This window comes from Nitrospirota bacterium, from assembly GCA_004296885.1.
GTDB lineage: Bacteria > Nitrospirota > Nitrospiria > Nitrospirales > Nitrospiraceae > SYGV01.
The window spans coordinates 1-23,139 of sequence record SCVN01000003.1 but is presented as its reverse complement, the minus strand read 5'-3'; the positions used below and the strand labels follow the sequence as shown (position 1 = coordinate 23,139).

Annotated in this window: 9 protein-coding genes; all 9 read left to right on the top strand. The window is 62.4% G+C overall.

From position 1 onward, the window contains the following. The first annotated feature begins 1 nt into the window (after window position 1). Entirely contained in the window at window positions 2-3,574 is a 3,573-nt protein-coding gene (locus tag EPO61_01505; protein TAJ10515.1) for a CHAT domain-containing protein, read from the top strand. A gap of 194 nt (window positions 3,575-3,768) precedes the next feature. Continuing rightward, window positions 3,769-4,632 carry a universal stress protein gene (locus EPO61_01500; GenBank protein ID TAJ10514.1) on the top strand — a complete coding sequence of 288 codons (864 nt, stop codon included), beginning with the start codon at window positions 3,769-3,771 and terminating at the stop codon, window positions 4,630-4,632. A gap of 538 nt (window positions 4,633-5,170) precedes the next feature. Next, on the top strand, window positions 5,171-5,938 hold the full coding sequence (locus EPO61_01495) for a hypothetical protein (GenBank protein TAJ10513.1): 768 nt from the start codon (window positions 5,171-5,173) through the stop codon (window positions 5,936-5,938). Further along, window positions 5,935-8,712: a PAS domain S-box protein gene (locus EPO61_01490; protein TAJ10512.1), complete on the top strand. Its 2,778-nt coding sequence runs from the start codon at window positions 5,935-5,937 to the stop codon at window positions 8,710-8,712. Before EPO61_01495 ends, EPO61_01490 begins: the two co-directional genes overlap by 4 nt. A 140-nt stretch (window positions 8,713-8,852) precedes the next feature. Beyond that, window positions 8,853-9,635 (top strand): MBL fold metallo-hydrolase, encoded by a 783-nt coding sequence (locus tag EPO61_01485; GenBank protein ID TAJ10511.1) that lies wholly within the window; start codon window positions 8,853-8,855, stop codon window positions 9,633-9,635. Then, window positions 9,628-10,992, top strand: a complete 1,365-nt coding sequence (locus tag EPO61_01480; GenBank protein TAJ10510.1) for a PAS domain S-box protein — start codon at window positions 9,628-9,630, stop codon at window positions 10,990-10,992. Before EPO61_01485 ends, EPO61_01480 begins: the two co-directional genes overlap by 8 nt. Further along, on the top strand, window positions 10,989-14,402 hold the full coding sequence (locus EPO61_01475) for a PAS domain S-box protein (GenBank protein ID TAJ10509.1): 3,414 nt from the start codon (window positions 10,989-10,991) through the stop codon (window positions 14,400-14,402). Before EPO61_01480 ends, EPO61_01475 begins: the two co-directional genes overlap by 4 nt. 72 nt (window positions 14,403-14,474) lie before the next feature. Beyond that, window positions 14,475-19,244, top strand: coding sequence for a PAS domain S-box protein (locus tag EPO61_01470; GenBank protein TAJ10508.1), 4,770 nt, complete (start codon window positions 14,475-14,477; stop codon window positions 19,242-19,244). Window positions 19,245-19,294: 50 nt separating this feature from the next. Then, on the top strand, window positions 19,295-23,139 hold a 3,845-nt coding region (locus EPO61_01465), incomplete at its 3' end, for a PAS domain S-box protein (GenBank protein ID TAJ10507.1).

The window sequence follows — 23,139 nt, the reverse complement described above, 5'->3', positions numbered from 1 at the left end:
CATGATTGCCAGAATTGAAAATTGCCATGATTGCCAAGATTGTCGGAATCCGATAATCACTCAATCTTGCGCAATTCCTCAATCGTCAATTCCGTCTACTCGTCAATTCTGGCCATCGTCAATCGTGGCAATTCTGGCAATCGTCATACTCCTGGTCGCCTGCGGCGGCCCGCACTATTCCGCCAAGCATCGCGAAGGCGAAGCCCTCCTCTTCGACCGGCGCTACGACGAGTCCATCCGCGTCTTGACCGAGGCGGTCCGGGAAGCCGAACAGAAGGGCGATCCTCGGGCGATCATCGAGGTCCGCAGCCTGCTGGCCTGGGCCGAGGCGGAAGGCATGCGCTTCGACGAAGCCGAGCGGGAAACCAAGCAGGCCATCGCCCTCGCCGAGGGGAGCGGCCTCGATCCCGCTTTCCACTATGCGCGGCTGTCCGTCATCCAGTCCAAGTCGGGCAATTACCGGCAGGGGGTCGAGTCGGCGGAGAAGGCGCTGGCGCTCACCGCGGAGAAGTGGAAGGGACGGGCCGGAATCGACGATCGGACCGCCGTCCTCGACTACGCCATCGCGCACCACGGGTATCCGCCCGATGTCGAAATGATCAAGACGGTGACGATGGCGGAATCCGCGGCAGCGGTGTCGTATTTCCTGCTCGGGGAGGATCAGCGCGCGATCGACATCGGCGACCGGGCGTTGCAACAGTTCGAGTCCCTCTCATTCCTCGTGACCATGGCCCCATCCGGAGAGAAGCCGGAGTTCTACCGGGGGCAAGGCGTCGCCGCGGCCGCCGTGAGCCGGGCCTACCGCAACCAGGGCAATCAGGCCAAGGAGCAGGAGCGGTTGGCGACGGCCAAAGCCGCCTTCGCCAAGATCGGCGTGGAGGTGCAGGGGGACGACCTCCTGGCTGCCTATACGGCGTCGGGCAGGTATGCGGTCGCGGCCACGATGACGGGCGGCGGGTTCAAGCCGGATCCCCGGTACTCCGACGCCTTCAACCGGGCCGATCGGTTCTATTTCGACGGAGACTACGGACAGGCCGGAGCGGCGTTCCGGGACGTGATCGCCCAGGCCAAGACTGCCGGCAATAAAGACGAGGCGGCCCGCGGGCTGAGCCAGTTGGGCTGGATGTCGGCGGACCTGGGCCGGTATGCCGAAGCGATCCGTCTGCTCAGGGAGTCAGCCTCGCTCGCGCCGCAGGAGGACTTTGCGTCGGTGACCTATGCGCGGCTCAGCGCCGTGGAAGCCAGGCTCGGCAGCTACGACCGGGGGCTGGCGGACGCAGACCAGGCGCTGACCCTCCTGTCCGATCGTCGCGCACATCTGTTCCGGGGGAAAGACCGCGAGGCGGTGATTGACGCAGCCATGAAGAACCCGGGCCTGCCGCCCGACGTCATCCTGCTCAAAGGCGTGACCTCAGCCGAAGGTGGAAAAACCACCATCTACTATTTCCGCGGCGACTTCAACGCCACCATCCGTCAGGGGGAGAAGGCGATCCAGCACTTCACCGATATCGCACCGGCCGTGCTGCTGGCGCCGGAGCGGGAGCAGATCAGCTATGCCGAGGGGTTCGGCTGGGTCACCTTAATGGTGGGCGATGCCTACATCAACCTCGGCGAGCTGGCCAAAGGGCGGGCCCTTATCGAACGGTCCCGCGAACATTTCAAGCGAGCGCGGCTGAACTTCGGCGACGTGGTGGCCGAAGGGCTGACGGCCTATTCCTATGTGCTGGAAGGCGACTACCGGAAAGGCGCGGACCTGCTGAAGACGACCCTGGCGCGCGTGGAAGCGGGCGGGCTGGAGGAGTTGAAGTGGCACATCCGGTCGAAATTCGCCGAGGAACTCGTGAAGGACGCCCGCCGGCTCGACGCGCAACTTCCCGCCTTGGCGGCGAGCACCGATCCGGCCAAGGGGGAGACGATGAAGCGGGAGTTGTTCGCCCGCTATGCGGGGAAGACCGAAGCCTTGCGCGGGCTCCTGGACGCAGACACCTCGGCCCGCTTCACGCAAACCCTGAACAAGCTGGAGGCGGCGAAGGACGTCCCGGCTGCGACCGCCGGGCTGAAGGATCTGATCGCCTTGCTGAAGGAGGAAGCCTACCGGAATTATCTCGGGGCGGCCGACAATCTGGACTCGATCCGGTCCTTGCTCGAGACGGACTTCAACAAGCGCCTGTTCCAAGCCAACAAGCAGCGGATCTACGGCGAGCTGATCCAGCTGGCGACGGAACTCCACGGGGCCGAGGCCGGCTTCGAGGCGCTTGAACGGGCCAAGGCGCGGGGTTTGATGGATCTGTTGGCGACCAAGGACCTGCGGTTCCGGAAGGGGGCATTGCTGCAAGAGGAACAGGCGCTCCGGGCGTCGGCCGGAGACCTGTTCGCACAGGCAAGCCGGCGGGAGCGCATGGAAGCGGCGGCGCCGCAGTCGAACAGGCCGGACGGCTCCGGCGACCCGGGCCTGCGCGGAGCGACGCAACAACTCACGGAACAGTATCGGGGCATCGTGTTGAAGATCAAACGGGAGGAGCCGGAACTGGCCTCGTTGATCAGCCCGGCGGCGTTGACGTACGAAGAGCTCCGTCGTTCGCTGCCGCCGGACGTGACGCTCCTGGAATACTATCCCGCGGACAGCCGTCTCTACATCTGGGTCGTCGAAGCCAAGGCCATCTCGGTGCGGACCGTGCCGGTGGGTCGGGTGGAATTGACGGCCAAGGTCAAGCGACTCCGCGATGCGATCACCGCGCGGGACCGGGCGGCGCAGCAGGCGCCGGCGCGGGAGCTCTATGCGCTGCTCATCGCGCCGGTGCAATCGTCCATCCACGGGAAACGGGTGGGACTTGTGCCTTACGACAGCCTCCACTATCTCCCCTTTCAGGCCCTCTCATCGGGAGACCGGTACCTGATCCAGGACTATCCGCTGTTTATGGCGCCCAGCGCGTCGGTGCTCCAGTATGCCCTCGCCAAGGCCCACCCGAGAGGGAGCACGCTGCTGGCTTTCGGCAATCCGGACCTCGGCAACCCCGAACTGGACCTCCCCTATGCCCAGGCGGAAGTGGAGGCGCTGGCGGCCCTCTACCCCTCCCCCACCGTTCGCCTGCGGGCCGCGGCGACCAAAGCGGCGGCCAAGAAGGAAAGCGGCAACTATGATGTGCTGCATTTTGCCAGCCACGCCGAGTTCAGCGAACTGGACCCGCTCTATTCCGGCTTGCGGCTGGCCGCGGACGGCCAGACACGGGACGACGGCCGCCTGGCCGCGAGCGAAATCTTTGCGCTCGACCTGCACCCCTCCCTGGTCACGCTGAGCGCCTGCCAGACGGGGTTGGGGGTGGCGACATCCGGCGACGAGGTGATCGGCATGACCCGGGCCTTCATCTACGCCGGCGCCCCCTCGATCGTCGCCAGTCTCTGGAGCGTGAGCGATCTCTCCACGGCCAAGCTGATGGAGACGTTCTACAAGAATCTTCGCACGATGCCCAAGGACGAGGCGCTGCAACAGGCGCAGGTGGCGATGCTGACGACGGAACGGTTCGGCGACCCCTTTTATTGGGCGCCGTTCTACCTGACGGGAGACTGGCGATGAATTGATCGGAATTGACGATTCGGAAGAATTGACGATTGAGCGATTGCCAGGATTGCCAAAATTGTCCGAGTCCGTTACTCATGGCAATCCTTCAATCTCGGCGATGCTTCATCCTGGCAATTCTTCAATCGTGGCAATCAATAAATTCTGGCACTCGACAATTCTGGCAATTGCCAATGAACTAAGGAGGCCGTATGAAAATCCTACTCGCGGTGGACGGATCGGATCAATCGTTCGAGGCGGCGCGGGCGTTGAGCCATTTCGCGCCGGCCGAGCAGTTGATCGTGCTCCATGCGGTGAACGTCCCGGAGCCAGCCTATCCCATGATGATGCCGGAAGTCTCGCAGGAGCTCTACACGACGGTGGAACGGGCCATGAAAGAGGACGGCCAGCGGTTGCTGGACCGCACCGTTTCGATCCTGCCCTTCAACACGGGGGCGCCGACCAAACGGATGGAAGTCGGACATCCGGCCGACGTGATCCTAGATGTGGCCAAAGCGGAGCGGGTGGGATTGGTCGTGCTCGGCGCGCGCGGCCTGGGGCCCGTGCAGGAAGTGCTGCTCGGCAGCGTGTCGCACCGCATCGTCACGCAGGCCCCCTGCCCCACGCTGGTGGTCAACCGGCCGATGAAGGAACTGCGTACCGTCCTGGTGCCGGTGGAGGGGCCAGCGGATGCGGAGAAGGCCGAGAAGTTTCTGGCGACCAAACCGTTCAAGGAGCCGGTCGAGGTGAACGTCCTGACGATCCTGCCCTTTGCCTCCCCTCTGTGGCCGGTGGGAATTTCGGATTCGGAGGCGCTGAAGGAAAAGGCCGTTGCGAGCGCGAGGGACTTCGTAGACGGCATCGCGGCGAAGCTCGCCAAGCAAGGGTACAAGGCCTCCGGCTCGGTGACCTTGGGCGATCCGGGCCATGCCATCATCGGCTGGGCCGGGGCGACCAAACCGGACCTGATCCTGATGGGCTCCCGCGGCCGCAAGGGCGCCACGCGGTTTTTGCTGGGCAGCGCGTCGCATACGGTCCTGCACCGGACCCCCTGCCCGGTGCTGGTGCTTCGGTAGGCAACAAGCGGGCATCGGCGATCAGACTCAGTGCAAGTTCGAACGGAGCATGAGTGGCGGCCCATGGCCCTTGGTCTGGTCCATTATGCGACTTACTGTGCAGGACTAACTGTAGCTAAAGGCGACAGTGCCAAGCTGGGCGCTTGGTCATACTTAGCAGCCTTATCGAGCATACATAGCCTGACCTCTCATACTCGTGAAAACACTGGAGAACGTCACAAGCAAACTCTTTGTTTCTCTGGGCATTTCTCTTGCTTCTTCTGCTGTGTCCTGGCTCCAGCTCTGGGTGAGACCCAGAGATATGAGATCCAGGCGAAGGGTCAGCCTTATCGTCGACGGCGGCGGACATGGAAAGCAGGGCGCTGGCGTGGAGGCGAAAAAAGGTGCCCGTGGTGCGACGCGGTTTCTGCTGGGCAGTGCCCCACGGGCCGCGCTCCAGCGCCCGTCCTCCCCCGTGCTGTTGTTCCGAGAGCACAGGGTCTTATAACCCAGGCCGGATGAAGGAGTGTTAGGCGGCTGTACGCTTGCGAGGTACCCGATGCCTTACGACCTCACAAATTTTACCCTGAAGGACATGGCGCTTTGCAGTGGCTGGGTCCGGAAGGCCGGGAAAACTGCTGCCGACATGGAGGAAGTGGCATCCTCCATCGTGAGCTACTTATACAATGAGTTCGTCATAGCCAATTCAGATGACAAGGCTTGTGCGCTGGTGCGATTCTTCGTCACCTGCAATTACGGTCAGCTCAGCAACGATCGCCAGGGATTCGCGCGCCGCCTTGGGCAGAATCCACATCTGCAAGATGTCACGTGCCTCGCCTTGCTGGCAACCGTGGGAGAAAAGGCGGAGTGGAATTCCGTCCGACATTCCATGGGACACCAGGCTATCCCGTTGGTCAGCAAGGCCGTTGTGGAGCAGGCACCGATGATCGCTCAACTCATCAAACAATCGGGACTAGATATAGCCACAATATTGTCCCCGGCGCCGGATTTGATATTGGAGGCTGAGCAGAGGAGCTATAACGTGTTCCATGTGCCCAATGCACGAGGCAGCCCCTATATTCCCGCCCAGAAAGAGTTCGTTATCCCATACGGGATTTGTTCCTGCCTCGGTTTTGGTGGCCTGCTCCCTTCCGGGCGACTCTTTTCCGTCATCATGTTCAGCAAAGTTTCCATTCCCACCGAAACGGCCAATATGTTTCGGACGCTCTCCTTGAGCGTCAAGACAGCGATTTTGCCGTTCGATAAAGATCGTGTATTCCACCAAGACGGACCATCCAAGGTGACTCCCGAAAGGACTTCACAATGAAGAGGGAGGAACAACAGGACGTGGCCCAACTGCGATCCACGATCTCTGCATTGGAGCAATTATTGGAGGTGCAGGAACAATGCGTTGTCGAACAGTCCGACAACGTGCAGAACCTCTTGAGAGACCTCAAGGAGCGAAACACGGAGATGAATCGTCTGAACGGAGCACTTCAGGGAGAGGTCGCTGAGCGCAAGCGGGTGGCGGAGGCACTACGATCCTCGAACGATGCGCTCCACGCAATCATTCAGGCCTCGCCGCTCGGCGTGCTGGTGATCGATCGTGATGGGCTGGTCAAGATGTGGAATCCGGCTTTGGAGCGGATTTTCGGGTGGGGCGAAGCAGAAGTCTTGGAAGGTCCGATGCCGTTCATCCCGCCCGACAAGCTGGAGGAATCTCGTGCGTTGCGCACGCGCGTCCTCCGGAACGAAGCCTTCTCCAACGTTGAGGTTGTCCGCCGGAAGAAAGATGGCTCCCCGGTGGAGATCAGCTTATCCACGGCGCCGCTACACGATGTCAACGGCAACATCTCCGGCATCTTGGGGATTATGGCTGACATTACGGAGCACAAGCGGGCGGAGGCGGCGCTGCGGGATTCCGAAGAACAATACCGCGCGTTGTTTGACTCCTCGCGCGACGCCCTCCTGTTATTGGATCACCAGGGGTTCTTCGACTGCAATGCGGCCGCGGTGCAATTATTCGGTGCTGCTTCGAAAGCGCAACTCATCGGCGTCCCTCCGTGGCAACTGTCGCCTCCTACGCAGCCTGACGGCGGCGAATCTCTTGTTGGCGCCAAGGACCGGATCGCGAAGGCCTACGAGCAAGGCACGCAGTTCTTCGAGTGGCTGCACCGACGGCTGGATGGTTCCCTGTTCCCGGCAGACGTGTTGCTCAGCCGGTACGAGCGGCGGGGAAAGCCGGTGCTGCAAGCCGCCGTGCGCGACATCACCGAGCGCAAGCGGGATCAGGAACAGCTCATGGAACAGGTCCGGTTGAAGGCCTTTGCGGCCGCCATCGCAGAAACACTGGCGGCATCAGGCTCCCTCGCCGGCGGGCTCCAAGGATGCACCGAGGCGATGGTCCGCTATCTGGACGGGGCATTCGCCCGCGTCTGGATGCTCGATCCCTCCGGAACGGAGCTGGTGATGCGTGCCAGCGCCGGCTTGTATACCAATCTGGAGGGGGCTCATTACCGGATTCCCGTCGGCCAGTTCAAGATCGGGCTCATCGCCCAGGAGCAAAAGCCCCACTTGACGAACAACGTGATCGGAGACCCCCGTGTCCCTCAGCAGGACTGGGCCAAGCGGGAAGGCATGGTGGCCTTTGCCGGGTACCCCCTGCTGTTGGAGGGCCGCATGCTGGGCGTGATGGCCATGTTCGCCAGGAAACCTCTGTCCGAGAACGTGCTCCAGGCCATGCACAACGTGGCGCAGAGCGTCGCGCAGTTCGTCGAACGGAAGAAGACCGAGGCGGCCCTCGCAGAAACGCTGGCCAAGCTCCAGGCGCTCGTCCGCAGCGCCCCCATCGGCATCAATATCCTCGACGCCGCCGGCCACGTGGTCTTGTGGAATCCGGCATGCGAAGCCCTGTTCGGATGGACCGAGCAGGAAGTGCTGGGGCGGCCTTTGCCGACCGTGCCGGAATCGAAGCGGGACGAGCTGCAATCAATCATGGATCGAGCCAGGCAGGAGAAGTTCGTGCGCATTCTGGACACGAAACGCGTGACGAAAGACGGGAGAATCGTCTCGGTGGAACTCTCGGTATCCCTTTTGCGCAATGTCTCCAACGAGGTGGTCGGCTATCTTGGCATGATGATCGATCTGGCGGAGCGCAAAAATCTGGAGACGCAGATGCGGCAGTTTGATCGCCTCTCCGCGCTCACACAAGTGCTGGGCGGCATCGCCCATCAACTCAAAAACCCCCTCTTCATCCTGATGGGACAACAGCGACTGCTCGAGGACACGGCGCAACGATACCATTACGATGCGGTCATGGCCGACATCCACAAGACGCAGGAAACCGCTAAACGTCTGGCCGCCATCGTCCAGCAGTTCCTGCATCTGGCCGGACCGGTGTTGCCGAATCAGGGGCGCAGTTCGGTCATGGCGGCGGTGAAGCGCACGTTGGACCGTCTTGGCGAGGAACTCGAGCGGAAGCATATCCAGGTGGCTGCCGCATACCCACAGGACCTTCCGGACATCGAGGCCGACCCGGCGCTGCTCGATGATATCTTTCTCCAACTCATGAGGAATGCCATCGAGGCGATGGAGAAGACTCGTGGCCGAGGGACGCTGACGGTGAGTGTGCAGCTTGTTACCGACACGGGGACACGGGGACCGGGGGACGCGGAGATCGCCGCGTCTCCCCCTCGCCGCGTCGCCGCGTCGGCCGATACGGGACACGGAGACACGGAGACACGGGGAAGGGGCGAGACGGAGAGCGCCGCGTCGCCGCGTTTCCCCGTTTCCGCGTCGGCCGCCGAAGGCGACTGGATAGAAGTCAGAATCCAGGACGACGGGCCGGGCATCCCGCCGGAACTGCGGAACAAGCTGTTTGAACCGTTCTTCACCACGAAGCCGCCAGGGGAGGGAACCGGCCTGGGGCTCTGGATCGTCCGATCCAACTTGATGATGTTGCATGGCACGGTGCAGGTCGAATCGGAGGAAGGGCAAGGCGCGACGTTTCTCGTCCGATTGCCCGTGGTGACGGAGCCTCCCCTGCGGCTTGATCCGCCGCCGGCCGCCGGGCTCGGCACACCCAGTTCCGACGTAGGCTGAGGAGCGTTGGATGGTGCGGGAAACCGATACTCGCGACCGGGCCGGCGCCGGTGTGCACTAAGCAGACTTGCGTAATAACTCAAGGCCATCTACACTGACGCGTTGGTCTTGGTGCGCAGGCGGATGAGGAGACGGCGACGATGATGGAATGGGGAGGAACGCTGGAGGGCCTGAATTTTCAGGGCGAGGCGCCGGTCAAGCTCTATGAATGGAGCGGGCAGGCGATCTACTGGGTGGGAAGCCTCGAGGAGGTCGCGTTCCGCTGTAACACCTATCTGATTACCGATCGGGACCAGGCCATCCTCGTGGACCCGGGCAGCCGGGCCTACTTCGAGCAGGTGAAGGCCCGAGTGGCGCAAGTGTTCGATCCGGCCAAGGTGACGGGCATGGTGCTGTGCCATGAAGATCCGGATGTCTGCGCGTCCATGGTCGATTGGCTGAACCTGAATCCGGACATGCTGGTCATGACCTCGCCGCGCACGCACGTCATCGTGCCGCACCATGGACAACGAGAGTACCGCTATTATGATGTGGAACAGCATCCCACCTATGCGTTGCCCAGTGGCGGCGAACTCCGGTTCATCCCCGCCCCCTTTCTGCATTTCCCCGGCGCCATCACGACTTACGACACGTTCTCCGGGTTCCTGTTTTCCGGCGACATCTGGGGCGCTCTGGACATGAACTGGGAGCTGGTCGTGAAGGACTTCGAGACCCATGTCATCAGCATGAACCTCTTCAACCTTGAATACATGGCGTCGAACAAGGCCACCAGGGGGTATGTGAAGAGCCTGGCCGGTCTGACCATCCACGCCATCCTTCCGCAGCACGGCTCCATCATCGGGCCTCAACACGTGAAGGCCGCACTCGATTATATGGCGAACCTGCAGTGCGGACTGGATCTTCTGTATCCCGACTATGAGTGAGAGCGAAACGAGGGCAGACATGCCGCAGGCTGCGCCGGTCAAGACCATCCACCAGCTGGAAGCGGAAGTGCATCTCCTGCGTGAAGGGTTGAAGCAGGCCGAGCGTATCCGCCTCCTCCATAGCCGGATGGCGGAGCAACTGAAGGTCGCGAATCGAGAGCGGAAGCGGGCGGAGGCCCATCTCGTGGCGATCCTGCGCGCCGCCCTCAACGGGATCGTCGAGATCGACGACACCGGAGCCATCGTGTTTGCCAATCCGGCGGCGCACCAGATCTTCGGGTGGCCGGCCGGCGCACTGGTCGGGCAACGCATCGAAACCCTCGTCTCCCCGCTCGAGCAGGAGGCCTTGCACATCGGCTTGACCCGCTATTTTCAGACCGGCGAGAGCGCGCTGATCGGACAAGTGGTCGAGGTCATCGGCACCAGACGGGACGGCACGCGGGTCCCCTGCGATCTGACGCTGGCCTCGGTGCCGTCTCCCGACCGGCGCCGCTATGTCCTGGCGGTCGTCCAGGATATTTCGGTTCGCAAACGGGAGGAAGCCGAATCCATCCGCCTGGCGGGAGTCGAGACCATGCGGCAACTGCTGGAAGGGATTACGCACGGGGTAAAGAACCCGCTGTTCATCCTGACGGGCCGGCTGCAGCTGCTGGAAAGCAAACTGACGCAGCCCGAGAGCGTCGAATTCAAGGCCGATGTCGGGAAAATCCAGGCGGCGGTCCAGCGCCTGACCGCCGCCCTGGGCCAGATGGATGCCTTTACGGCTGCCCACCGGTCGCACCCCGAGCCCTGCCGCGTGGCCTTCACCGTGGAAGAGGCCGCGGCGTTTCTCGCGGATCATTTCGCCAAGGACCGAATCAAACTGATCACCAGGATTGCATCAGATCTCCCGGAAGTCTTGGCGGACCCGAACCAATTCCGGCTGATGTTTCTGAATCTCATGCTCTACGCCGTCGAGCACATGCGGGCGAACGGCAAGGGGACGTTGACGGTGAGCGCGCAGCGTTCAACCGTCAGCACTCAGCCATCAGAGCCTGTGGAAAGATGGATCGAGGTGCGGATGCAAGACGACGGGCCCGAGATCTCGCCGGAGCAAGTGGCCCGCCTGTTCGAGCCGTTTTCTGCCAAGCCGGAGTCCCGCAAGGGAACAGGCTTGGAACTCTGGACCGTCCGGACGACCGTCATGGCGCTCAAGGGCACCGTGACCTGTGAATCGCGACCGGGGCAAGGGGCGACGTTCATCGTCCGGCTGCCCGTGGCGACGGAGCCTCCCCTGTCGCTTGATCCACTCCCGGCCGGGAAGACCCGGCCCCTTGACCAGGATCGGCTTGACCAGAATCGGAAAGACCATCCATGAGCCAGCCACCGAACATCCTGCTCATCGACGATGACGAACAGATCCGCAAGCTGGCCGGAGATCTTCTGCGACAGGACCTGCCCGATGCCAAGATTCGCGAGGTGGACAGTCTGGCCGGCCTGCGGCAGGCCTTGGCGGCGGGCGGGTTCGACATCGCGATCACGGACTATCAATTGGGCTGGACGGACGGCCTGGCGGTCCTGCGCGCCGTCAAGAGCCGGTATCCCGACTGTCCGGTGGTGATGTTCACCGGGACCGGCAGCGAGGAAATCGCCGTGGAGGCGATGAAGGCCGGCCTGGACGATTACGTCCTCAAATCGTCCTCCGAACATGTCGTCCGTTTGTCCGCCTCGATCCGCGCCGTGCTGGCGCAGGCGGAGGAGCGCCGGGCGGCGCGGGAGGCCGAGGCCCGCTATCGCTCCCTGATCAACGACGTGCTGGACACCTCCGCCGTCGGCCTCTTCATTCTCGACGCCTCGTTCAGGGTGGTGTGGATCAATGAGGCGATGGAACGCTATTTCGGGATACGACGGGCCGACGTCATCGGACAGGATAAACGGCGGCTCATTCAGGAACGGATCAAGTCTCTCTTCGACCAGCCGGACGATTTCGCAGCCAGAATTCTTCAAGCCTACAAGCGCAACAATGGCGAACTGCGCTTCGAGTGCCATATGCCGGGTGCCGACGGACGCGAAGAGCGCTGGCTCGAACATCGGAGCCTGCCGATCCGCACGGGATCGTATGCCGGAGGCCGCATCGAACATTACTACGACATCACCGAGCGCAAGCGGGCGGAAGAGGCGTTGCGTGAGCATGAGCAGCAATTGCGGCTGTTCACGCAGGCGACCAACGACCTGTTCTGGAACTTGGACATGGTCTCCGGGGTGCTGACGCGCAGCATCGGCTTCACAAGGGTATTCGGATACACGGCGGAAGAAATGACCCAGAACCTACAGTGGTGGGAAGATCGGCTGCACCCGGATGATCGGGAGAGAGTCCTCTCGGCCTATCACGAGGCGCTGGCCAAAGGAGACCGCACCTGCTCCTATGAGTATCGCTTCCGTCGCCGCGACAACTCGTACGCGGTGATCAGCGACCGGGCCTACATCGTGCGTGATAAGACAGGGAAGCCCATACGCTCGCTGGGAGCGATGACGGACATCTCCGAGCGAAAGCGGGCGGAGGAGGTGCTGCGACGAAGCGTAGAGATGTTCAAAACCATCTTCGAGCAAGCACCCATGGGCATTGCGTTGATCGATTCATTGACCGGACGTATCTATGCCGTGAATGCCAGGTTTGCCCAGATTGCGGGTCGGACCGTGGAAGAAATGACCCGCATCGACTGGATGAGCATCACGCATCCGGATGATGTGCAGAAGGATTTGGACAATATGGCGCTGTTGAATGCCGGGACCATCACCGGATTCCAGATGGAAAAACGCTATCTCCTCCCCGCCGGCGCCGCCGTGTGGATCAATATGACGATTGCTCCGGTGACGGTCGAAGACAAAACGCATCCGCGGCACCTCTGCATGATCGAGGACATCACCGAACGGAAGCGAGCCGAGATCACCCTGCGGACCGCCAAGGACTATGCCGAGAACCTGATCCAGACCGCCAACGCCATCGTCATCGAATTGGATCAGAACGGCAACGTCAAGGTGTTCAACCAGGCCGCCGAGAACATCACAGGTTATACCTGCAAAGAGTTAGCCGGTCGCAGTTGGTTTGAGACGGTCGTGCCTCGAGGACGTTTCCCGCAGGTCTGGGAAGTGTTTCAACGGTTGACGTCGGGCGGGCTCCCCAAAAATTTTGAGAATCCGATCCTGACCAAAAGCGGCGAAGAACGCTACATCGTCTGGCAGAACAACGAAGTGCGCGAGCAGGATCGCATCGTCGGGTCGGTTTCCTTCGGCATCGACATCACCGAGCGGAAGCGAGTCGAGAACGCGCTCTTCCGGGAACGCCTCAGACTGCAGTCCATCCTGGAATCGGCGTCGGACGGTATTCACGTCCTCGACGAGGCGGGCAACGTCGTGCTCGCGAATCGCGCGTTTTGCGAAATGTTGGGCTACTCCGCTGAAGAAGCCCTTCGCCTCAACGTCGCCGATTGGGAGGCCCAATGGACGAAGGAAGAGCTCCGCGTCAGGTTCGTTCAACTGACAGGGATGCAGCGGTTCGAAACCCGCCACCGGAGGCGAGATGGAACCCTCTTAGATGTCGAAGTCAGCGCAACCGGCTTGTCGGTCGACGGCGAGAAGCTCATCTATGCCGCATCTCGCGACATCACGGTCCGCAAAGCCTTGGAGTGGAAGGCTCAGGAGGCCAGCGAGCGGATGGCCACGATGATCCAGTCTTCCCCCATGGCGATTACCGTGTTGGATGCGGAGGGAAGAGTGCAGATCTGGAATCCGGCCGCGGAACGCATCTTCGGATGGTCGGCGGAAGAGGTGCTGGGAGGGCCCCTTCCCACGGTGCCGGAAGAGAGGCAGGATGAACACCGCGAGTTTGTGACGCGCGTGTTGGCCGATCAGGCCTTTACCGGTCTTGAAGTCGTTCGCCGGCGGAAAGATGGCTCTCCGGTCACAATCAGCCTCTCGGCCGCCTCGTTGCGGAATAAGGAAGGCCGTATCACCGGCGTCATGGGGATCATGGCCGATGTCACCGAGCGCAAGCAGATGGAGCGCTATGCCGGGCGGCTCGAGCGACTCGCGGCCTTGGGCCAACTCCTTGGCGGCATTGCGCACGAAATCAAAAACCCCCTTTTCGTCCTGACCGGCCGGTTGCAGTTATTGAAAGAGAAGCTGGCGGCGCAGGACTATGGCGCCTTGCCGTCCGATCTGGACAAGATCGAAGTCGCGGCGAAGCGCATGGCCCACGTCACGGAGCGGTTCCTCACTTTGGCCAGGCCCGCTCAGCTCCAGCAGGCCCGATGCGACATTCGGACGATCCTGGACGAGATGCTGGATTTTCTTTCGAACGAGCTGATGAAAAACCATATCCGTCTCGTCGTCGAGATGCCGCCGGATCTGCCCGCCATCTGGTCCGATCCGCGCCAGCTCCAGGAGGCATTCTTGAACCTCCTGCTCAACGCGATCCAGGAGATGGCCTCGTCCCACGGTCGAGGGACGTTAACGGTGGCCGCAACCCTGCGCAAGGGATGGATCGAAGTTCGGATACAAGATGACGGGTCCGGCATTCTCCCTGAGCACCGGCCCAAGCTGTTCGATCCGTTTTTCAGCACCAAGCCGGCGGGAGAAGGCACGGGGCTGGGGCTCTGGACGGTGCGCACCATCGTCATGAGCCTGAAAGGCCAGGTGACGTGCGAGACGGAGGTGGGGCGGGGGACCACGTTCATCGTCCGGCTGCCGGCGAAACCCAGCCTCCCTCCACCGGGAGCGCCACGCTGAGAGTGGAAATCCAGCGCGTGGCTGCCGGAAGCGGCCGACGTCCGACAGTGACCTGATCAGGCGGGGAGCAGCATGCCCATAGACGCGTGCAGAAAGACCGGAATCGAGGTCATCGGCGAGGTGCCATGGGGCACGCACTTCTGTCAATTCTACAAGACCAAGGAAGATCTCCTCGATCTGCTCGTCCCGTATTTCACAGCGGGATTGGCACAGAACGAATTCTGCATGTGGGTGACCTCGGAGCCGCTGACCGAGGCGGAAGCCATGAGCGCGCTCCGCCAGGCCGTCCCCGACTTGGACCGCTACCTCGCGAAGGGGCAGTTGGAAATCATCCCGTATACCGACTGGTATCGCCGGGGCGGCGTCTTCGAGGCCGACCGGGTGCTGAGGGGCTGGGTGGAGAAGCTCGAGCAGGCGAGGGCCAAGGGCTTCGAGGGGCTGCGGTTGACCGGCAACACCTTCTGGCTCGAATCGCAGGAATGGCACGCCTTCGCCGACTATGAGCAAAAAGTGAACAGCGTCATCGGCCAATTCCGCATGATGGCGCTCTGCACCTATTCGCTGGACAAGTGCGGCGCCTCCGAGGTCATTGACGTGGTGTCCAACCATCAGTTCGCGCTGATCAAACGGGAAGGACGGTGGGCCCGCATCCAGAGCAGCGAGCAGAAACGCGTGGAGGACGAGTTACGCGAGAGAGAGGAGCGGTTTCGGACCCTGACGGAGTCGCTGCCGCAGTTGATCTGGACCTGCCTGCCGGACGGTCGGTGCGACTACTTGAGCCGTCAATGGATCGAGTACACAGGTATTCCGGAGGCCCCCCAGCTCGGCTACGGGTGGACGGAGCAACTGCATCCCGACGACCGCCGGCATGTCCAAAATGTCTGGGACGCAGCGGTGCGGGATGGCAATAAGTTCGACGTGGAGTTCCGCATCCGCCGGGCGGACGGGCTGTATCGGTGGTTCAAGACGCGGGCAGTCCCCCTGCGCGATCCGTCGGGCTGCATCGTCAAGTGGTTCGGCTCCAACACGGACATCGACGAGCAGCGGCGCGTGGAAGAAGAGGTCCGTCGGCTCAATGCCGAGCTGGAACAGCGGGTCGTCGAACGCACGGCGCAGCTTCAGACCGCCAACCGGAAGCTGGAAACGGAGATCGCCGAGCACGAACGTACGGAGGCGGCGTTACGGGAGGGCGTGGCCAGAGGCTTCCGACAGGTCGCCGCGCTCATCGCTCTGACCAAGCGCGCGGCGACGCAACACGGTGACGTGATGGCGTCGCTGCGACGCATCACCGAAATGTCCGCGAAGACGCTCGGCGTCGCGCGCGTCAGCATCTGGCGTTTCGACCCGGCGCGCCCGGTCCTGCGGTGCGTGGACCTCTACGAACGGGACGTCGACCGGCACTCGTCCGGACAGGAACTCCGTACCGGCGATTACCCGGGCTACTTCCTGGCGCTGTCCGAGGCCGACGTCATCGACGCGAGTGACGCGCATGCCGACCCGCGGACGCGCGAGTTTTCCGAGAGCTACCTCACACCCCTCGGCATCCGTTCCATGATGGATGCGACGATTCGACTGGGCGGTGTGCCGGATGGAGTCGTGTGCCACGAGCATGTCGGCCCGGTGCGGCACTGGACGCAGGATGAGCAGGCGTTTGCCGTGGCCATTGCCAACCAGGTCGCGCTCAGGCTGGAGGAATGGGAGCGCAAGCGTCTGGAAGAGAAGCACGGGCAATTGGCGGCGATCCTGGACTCCACCTCGGATTTCGTCGCCACGGCCGATGGGGATGGCCACGTCTTGTATGTGAACCGGGCCGGGCGGCGGCTGATCGGATTCGGGGAGGACGAAGATCTGACCGGACTCAGGATCGCCGACGAAGATCAGCCCCAGGGGCCCGCCGATTTCTTGCAACAAGGACTCCCCACGGCGGCGCGCGAAGGACAGTGGTCGGGCGAGACGGAATTGCTGGCGCGAGACGGACGGAAGATTCCCGTGTCCCAGGTCGTCCTGGCACACAAAGGCCCCGACGGGTCGGTGACGCTCTTCTCCACCATCGCTCGCGACATCACCGATCGGAAGCGGGCGGAGGAGACGCTCCGTCAGGCCGAGCAAAAACTCCGCGAGATTCTCGAGCACAGCACGAACGTGTTTTATGCCCATACCCCGGACCATGTTCTGACCTACTTGAGCCCGCAAGCCAGTGCGCTTCTGGCCTGTGCGCCGGCGATGGGGCAGACCAAATGGACGGAGTTTCTGACCGACAATCCGGTGAACCAACAGGGCTTCGAACTGACCCAGCGCGCGATTGACACGGGACAAGCCCAGCCGGCCTATGAACTGGAACTCAAGGCGATGGATGGACGCGTCATCTGGGTGGAGGTCCATGAAGCGCCCGTGGTTCGCGACGGCAAGACGACGGCCATCGTCGGCTCGCTGACGGACATCACCGAGCGCAAGCGGGTGGAGCAGGAGGTTCGTCTGGCTAAAGAACGGTTCCAATCCTTGGTCGAGACAATCGGCGACTGGATTTGGGAGATTGATCGGAACGGGCGGTACACCTATGTCAGTCCTCGCATTCAAGATCTATTGGGCTATGAGCCGGCGGACGTGATCGGAAGAACGCCGTTCGAGTTGATGCCTCCCGATGAAGCCGAGCGCGTGGCCGTGACCTTCGAGGCATTCCTTTCGGTGCATGCGCCTTTTACGGGCATTGAGAACACGAACCTCCACAAGGATGGACGTCGAATCGTGCTGGAGACCAGCGGGATGCCGGTCTTCGACGGCAACGGAGAGTTTCTCGGTTATCGCGGAACGGATCGCGACATCACCGACCGCAAGCGGGCGGAGGAGATGATCGAGGCCTCGCGGGATTTTTACCTGAAGCTCCTCGATGACTTCCCGACCCCCGTCTGGCGAGCCGGTCTGGACGCAAAGTGCAACTGGTTCAACAAGACTTGGCTGGACTTGACGGGCCGGACGTTGGAGCAGGAGCTGAGAGACGGCTGGGTGGAAGGGGTGCATCCGGACGATCGGGCCCGCTGCGTCCACGACTATCGTCAGGCGTTCGACGCCCACAGGCCCTTTGTGTTGGAGTACCGGTTGCGCCGCCACGATGGGGCCTATCGCTGGATGATGGATGTGGGACAACCGTTCAACGACCTGGACGGGACCTTCGCCGGGTATGTCGGGTCCTGTTATGACTTCACGGACCGCAAGCAAAGTGAAGAAGAGCAGCGCCGGCTCCAGCATTTCCTCGACTCGATCATCGAGAACCTTCCCGACATGGTTTTTGTGAAGGACGCGAGAGATTTGCGGTTTGTGTTGTTCAACAGGGCCGGTGAGGCATTGATCGGCCGCTCGCAGGAGGAGCTGATCGGGAAGTGCGATCACGACTTCTTTCCGAAAGAGCAAGCCGATTTCTTCGCGGCCAAGGATCGGGACGTCTTGGCCGGAGGGCAGCTCTTGGACATCCCGGAAGAACTGATCCAGACCAGGGATAAGGGCCAGAGAATTCTGCATACCAAAAAGATTCCAATCCTGGATGAACAGGGCGTACCCCGCTATCTGCTGGGTCTGTCTCAGGACATCACCGAGCGCAAGCGGGCGGAGCAGGCGCTTCGGGAGAGTGAGCAACGGTTTCGCGCCATGGTGGAAACCAGCCCCGACGGCATTTTCATTAATCGGACATCGGTCGATCAAATCATCTACATCAACAGCGGCGGTTTGCGGTTGTTGGGCGCCACCAAGTCCGATCAAGTCCTTGGCAAATCAGTGTTTCAGTTCCTTCACCCGACGTTCCATGCGATCGTGCGGGATCGCATCAAGCGATACCGCGACCTGCATACGACCGCGCCCCTCCTCGAAGAGACTTACGTCCGTCTCGACGGAACGCCCATTGATGTGGAGGTCACGGCGGTGCCGTTGTTATATCAAGGGGAAGAGATGATGTTCGTCGTCATCCGTGACATCACGGCCCGTAAAGAGATCGCGGCGCAGGGGCAACGACTGGAGCGGCTGGCGGCGATCGGACAACTGTTGGGCGGGCTCGCCCACGAACTCCGGAACCCCCTCTTCATCCTGACCGGCCATCTGCAACTGTTCCGGGAGAAGTTGCTCCAGCAGGAATACGCCACGCTGCCGGCCGATCTCGAGAAGATCGAAGCGGCCGCCGGCCGTATGAGCCGGATCACCGAACGGTTTCTCACCCTGGCCCGGCCTTCCCAGCCGCGACTGGAGCCCTGCGCCGTGCCGACGGCGCTGAGGCAGACGTTGGAGTTTCTGGGCAACGAACTGATGAAAAACCAGATTCGAGTCGACACCGCCATCACGTCGGATCTGCCCCTGGTCCAAGCCGATCCGAAGCAACTCCAGGAAGTGTTCCTGAACCTCATGATGAATGCCATGCAGGCGATGGTCAAGGCGCATGGCAAGGGGACATTGAGGGTGAGCGCGCGGCTTGTGACCGACACGGGGACACGGGGACGCGGAGAGCGCCGCGTCGCCGCGTCTCCGCGTCTCCCCGTCTCCGAGTCGGCCGATACGGGACACGGTGAAGGGGTGACACGGGGAAGGGGCGATGGAGAGCGATGGATAGAAGTCAGGATACAAGACGACGGGCCCGGCATTCTCCCGGAGCACCGTCTCAAGCTGTTCGATCCGTTCTTTACGACGAAACCGCCCCAAGAAGGCACGGGCCTGGGCCTCTGGGCGGTCCGCACAACCGTCATGGCCCTCGGGGGCACCGTGACCTGCGAGTCCGACGTGGGTCAAGGCGCGACCTTTATCGTCCGGCTGCCGGTGGCTGAAAACAGCGGTCAGCCATCAGCTATCAGTTATCAGCCGTGAGAGCAACGCTGAGGGATGAAAGTGAACGGCTGATCGCTCTTTAGGAAACCATGGACATAACCGCCACACGACCCGATGCCTTGCCGACCCTCTCGACCTTGAAGCCGGGCGCGCACTTGTGTTCGCTCTACGAGACCGAGGAGGAGCACCGGACCTTGCTCACCCCGTTTCTCCGTCAAGGACTGGAACAGGGCGAAAAGGTTCTCTACATCGTGGACGCCAGGACCGCGGAGACGATCCTCTCGTATCTGCGGAACGACGGGCTGGACGTGGACCCCCTCTTGAAGCGAGGCCAGTTGGGCATCCTGACGGTTCGGGAGGCCTACCTGCGCGAGGGGACGTTCGACCCGGACCGGATGATCGCGTTGCTCCGAGCGGCCACCGAACAGGCGGTGGCGGAAGGCTACCCGGCCTTGCGCGTCACCGGCGAGATGACCTGGGCCTTGCGGGGGCTGCCCGGCTCGGAACAGCTGATCGAGTACGAAGCCAAGCTGAACAACTTCTTTCCCGGGAGCCGCTGCCTGGCGCTCTGCCAATATGACCGGCGTCGGTTCACCCCTGACGTCCAACTCGACATCCTGGCCACCCATCCGATGGTGGCGGTGGGCACGGAGCTCCACGACAACCCCTACTACCTGCCACCCGCCGCCTTTCTGGCCAAGGATCGGTCGGAGGCCAGGCTGGAGCAATGGCTGAACAATCTGGCGGCGCGCAAGCAGATGGACGCGACGCTGCGCCGGATGATTCACGACCGGGGCGAGCGGGTCAAGGAATTGACCTGCCTCTACAAGAGCGCGCGATTGCTGCAGGACCGCACAAAGCTGCCCGCGGACCTGCTGCAGGAACTGGCCGCGCTGTTGCCCCCGGCCTGGCAATATCCGGAGATCACCGCGGCTCGCATCACGCTGGATGGGCAGGCCAGTGCCACGCCGAACTTCGCCGAGACCCCGTGGAAACAGAGCGCGGCGTTTGAGACGGCGGACGGCAAGCGCGGCACGATCGAGGTGGTCTACCTTGAAGAGAAACCCGATGAAGTCGAAGGGCCTTTCTTGGCCGAAGAGAGAAACCTGATCAACGCGGTGGCCGACAGCCTGGTTTCATACCGGGAACGAAAGCAGACAGAGGAAGCGCTCCGCGCAAGCGAGGAGACCTTCCGGGCTATCAGCGCGTCGGCCCAGGATGCCGTCATTCTGCTCGATCATGAAGGGAAGATCAGCTTCTGGAACCAGGCGGCGGAACGGATTTTCGGGTATCCCGCCCATGAGGCACTGGGTCGGGAGCTGCACCGGGTCTGTGCGCCGGAACGATTCCGTGAAGCTTATCGGCGGGGCTGGGCTCAGTTCCGAGAGACGGGTCAGGGCCCGGTCGTGGGGAAGACTCTGGAGCTTGTGGCACAAAGACGGAATGGGAGCGAGTTCCCCATCGAATTGTCGGTCTCCGCCGTGAAACTGGGCGGCCGGTGGAACGCGGTCGGCATTCTCCGGGACATCGCCGAGCGTAAACAGGCGCAGGAAGCCTTGATGAGGGAAAAGAGCTTCTCGGAAGCCACGCTCAACAGTCTGCCGGGGATTTTCTATCTGATCGACGAGGACGGGCATTTCCTCCGGTGGAACTGGAACTTGGAAACGACGAGCGGGTATACGGCCGACGAAATCCGCCGGATGAGGGCATTGGATTTATTCAAGGGAGACGATAAGGCGCTCATTACGGAAAGAATTCGCGAATGCTTCGCCACCGGCCGGGCCGAGGCGGAAGCCGGCCTGGTGTCGAAGGAGGGGGTGAGTCAACCCTTCTTCTTCACAGGGGTCAGATTCCAGGCCGACGATCGGAGTTACCTCGTCGGCATGGGGGTCGATCTCACCCAACGCAAGAAGGCGGAGGAAGATCTCGAACGGTTCTTCGCCCTCTCGCTGGACCTCCTGTGCATCGTGGGCGTCGACGGGTACTTCAAGCGGGTTAACCGGGCATTCGTCAGCACGTTTGGCCATTCCGAAACCGAACTGCTTGCCGTCCCCTTCGCCGAATTCATCCATCCGGATGACCGAGCCGGCACGAATCAGGTTGTGGCGCGACTGGCGGAGGGAGAACGGCTCACCTATTTCGAGAACCGGTACCGGTGCAAGGATGGATCCTATCGCTGGCTGGCGTGGACCGCCCAGGCGAGGGGGGGATTGATCTATGCCGTCGCTCGAGACGTCACCGAGCAGAAGCAGGTGCAGGAGCGGTTGCAGCGGATCAACCGGGATCTACGAATGGTCAGCCTCTGCAACCAAGCCTTGATCCGCGCCTCGGATGAAGCGACGTTCCTGGAAAAGATCTGCCGCATCCTGGTGGAGACGGGGGAATACCGAACGGCCTGCGTCTGCGTGCTGGAGCCTGCCGCGGGGACGGCCGAGCCATCCACAAGCCGGTATGGGTTCCCCGCCGACTATCTGGCGTCGGTCACTTTCACGTGGGCCGACCTTCAGCGGATGGAACCGATCGCGACGGCGATGCGAACGGGCCGGCCGGCGGCGGCCAGACGGATTTTCACCGACCCGGTCTGGGCTCGCTGGCGCGACGAGGCCAGCCGATTCGGTTACGCCTCATTCATCGCCCTGCCCCTCCTGTCCGGCGAGGACAGGATCGGCCTGGTGCAGATTCATTCGCAAGACCCGGACGCCTTCGACGCCGAGGCCGTCGAGTTGCTCGCTGAGCTGGCGGACGACGCGGCGTACGGGGTGCGGCAGCTCCGGCTGCGCGCCGAACGTCAGCGGCTCAGCGAGCAGCTCATCAGCCAGGGGCGGACGCTGGACGCGTTCTTTCTCCACTCCGTCACCCCGCTGGTGATTCTCGACAGGGCGTTCAATTTCATCCGGGTCAACGAGGCCTACGCCAAGGCTTGTCAGCGCGAGGTCTCGGAATTCGCCGGCCACAACCACTTCGAATTCTACCCGTCCGACGCCCAAGCGATTTTCGAGGAGGTGGTGAGGACCGGAAGACCCTATCAGACCGTGGCGCGCCCCTTCGCCTTCCCCGACCATCCCGAGTGGGGCGTCACGTACTGGGATTGGACGCTGACCCCCATCCTGGATCGGCGAGGAGCGGTGGAGTCGCTCGTCTTTTCGCTGAACGACGTGACCGAGCGCGAGCGGGCCGAGGAGGCCGTGCGTCAGAGCGAAGCCCGGCAATCGCTGATCCTCCACTCCGTCCCGATGGTGCTGTACACGGCGCGGCCATTCGGCGACTACGGCGGGACCTGGGTCAGCGACAACATCGAACAGGTCGCCGGCTTTCCGCCGAAACGCTTCACCGACGACCCGAGCCTCTGGGTCTCACGCCTCCACCCGGATGACCGGGCGGCGGCCCTGGCGAGCATGCGCGCGGCGGTCGAACGTGGGGGCGCCTCTTCGGAGTATCGCTGGCAATGCGCGGACGGCCGGTACCGCTGGCTGTTGGATCGGTCGGTGCTGGTCCGGGATGAGGCCGGCCAGCCGAAGGAATTGATCGGCATCTGGCTGGACATTACCGAACGCAAACAGATGGAGCGGCATGCGCAGCGGATCGAGCAACTGGCGTCGATGGGTCAACTGCTCGGCGGGATCGTGCACGAACTCAAGAATCCGCTGTTCGTCGTGACCGGCCGTCTCCAATTGCTGAAGGAAAAACTGGCCAACCGGGAGTACGACGGGCTCGAGCCGGATTTGCAAAAGATCGGGGATGCGGCCCAGCGCATGGGCGGCATCGCCCAGCGGTTTCTGACTCTGGCCAGACCGATCCAGCCGACGCTGCAACTCTGCTCGGTCGCCGCGATCCTCAAAGGCGTGCTGGATTTCCTGTCCAACGAATTGATGAAGGCCCGCATCACCGTGGTGACCGAGTATGCGGCGGACCTGCCCCCCTGCCGGTCCGATCC

Excerpts from the sequence above, each read along its gene's own strand:
- EPO61_01505 (TAJ10515.1), top strand. The coding sequence starts at position 2 with ATGATTGCCAGAATTGAAAATTGCCATGATTGCCAAGATTGTCGGAAT.
- EPO61_01500 (TAJ10514.1), top strand. The coding sequence starts at position 3,769 with ATGAAAATCCTACTCGCGGTGGACGGATCGGATCAATCGTTCGAGGCG.
- EPO61_01495 (TAJ10513.1), top strand. The coding sequence starts at position 5,171 with ATGCCTTACGACCTCACAAATTTTACCCTGAAGGACATGGCGCTTTGC.
- EPO61_01490 (TAJ10512.1), top strand. The coding sequence starts at position 5,935 with ATGAAGAGGGAGGAACAACAGGACGTGGCCCAACTGCGATCCACGATC.
- EPO61_01485 (TAJ10511.1), top strand. The coding sequence starts at position 8,853 with ATGATGGAATGGGGAGGAACGCTGGAGGGCCTGAATTTTCAGGGCGAG.
- EPO61_01480 (TAJ10510.1), top strand. The coding sequence starts at position 9,628 with ATGAGTGAGAGCGAAACGAGGGCAGACATGCCGCAGGCTGCGCCGGTC.
- EPO61_01475 (TAJ10509.1), top strand. The coding sequence starts at position 10,989 with ATGAGCCAGCCACCGAACATCCTGCTCATCGACGATGACGAACAGATC.
- EPO61_01470 (TAJ10508.1), top strand. The coding sequence starts at position 14,475 with ATGCCCATAGACGCGTGCAGAAAGACCGGAATCGAGGTCATCGGCGAG.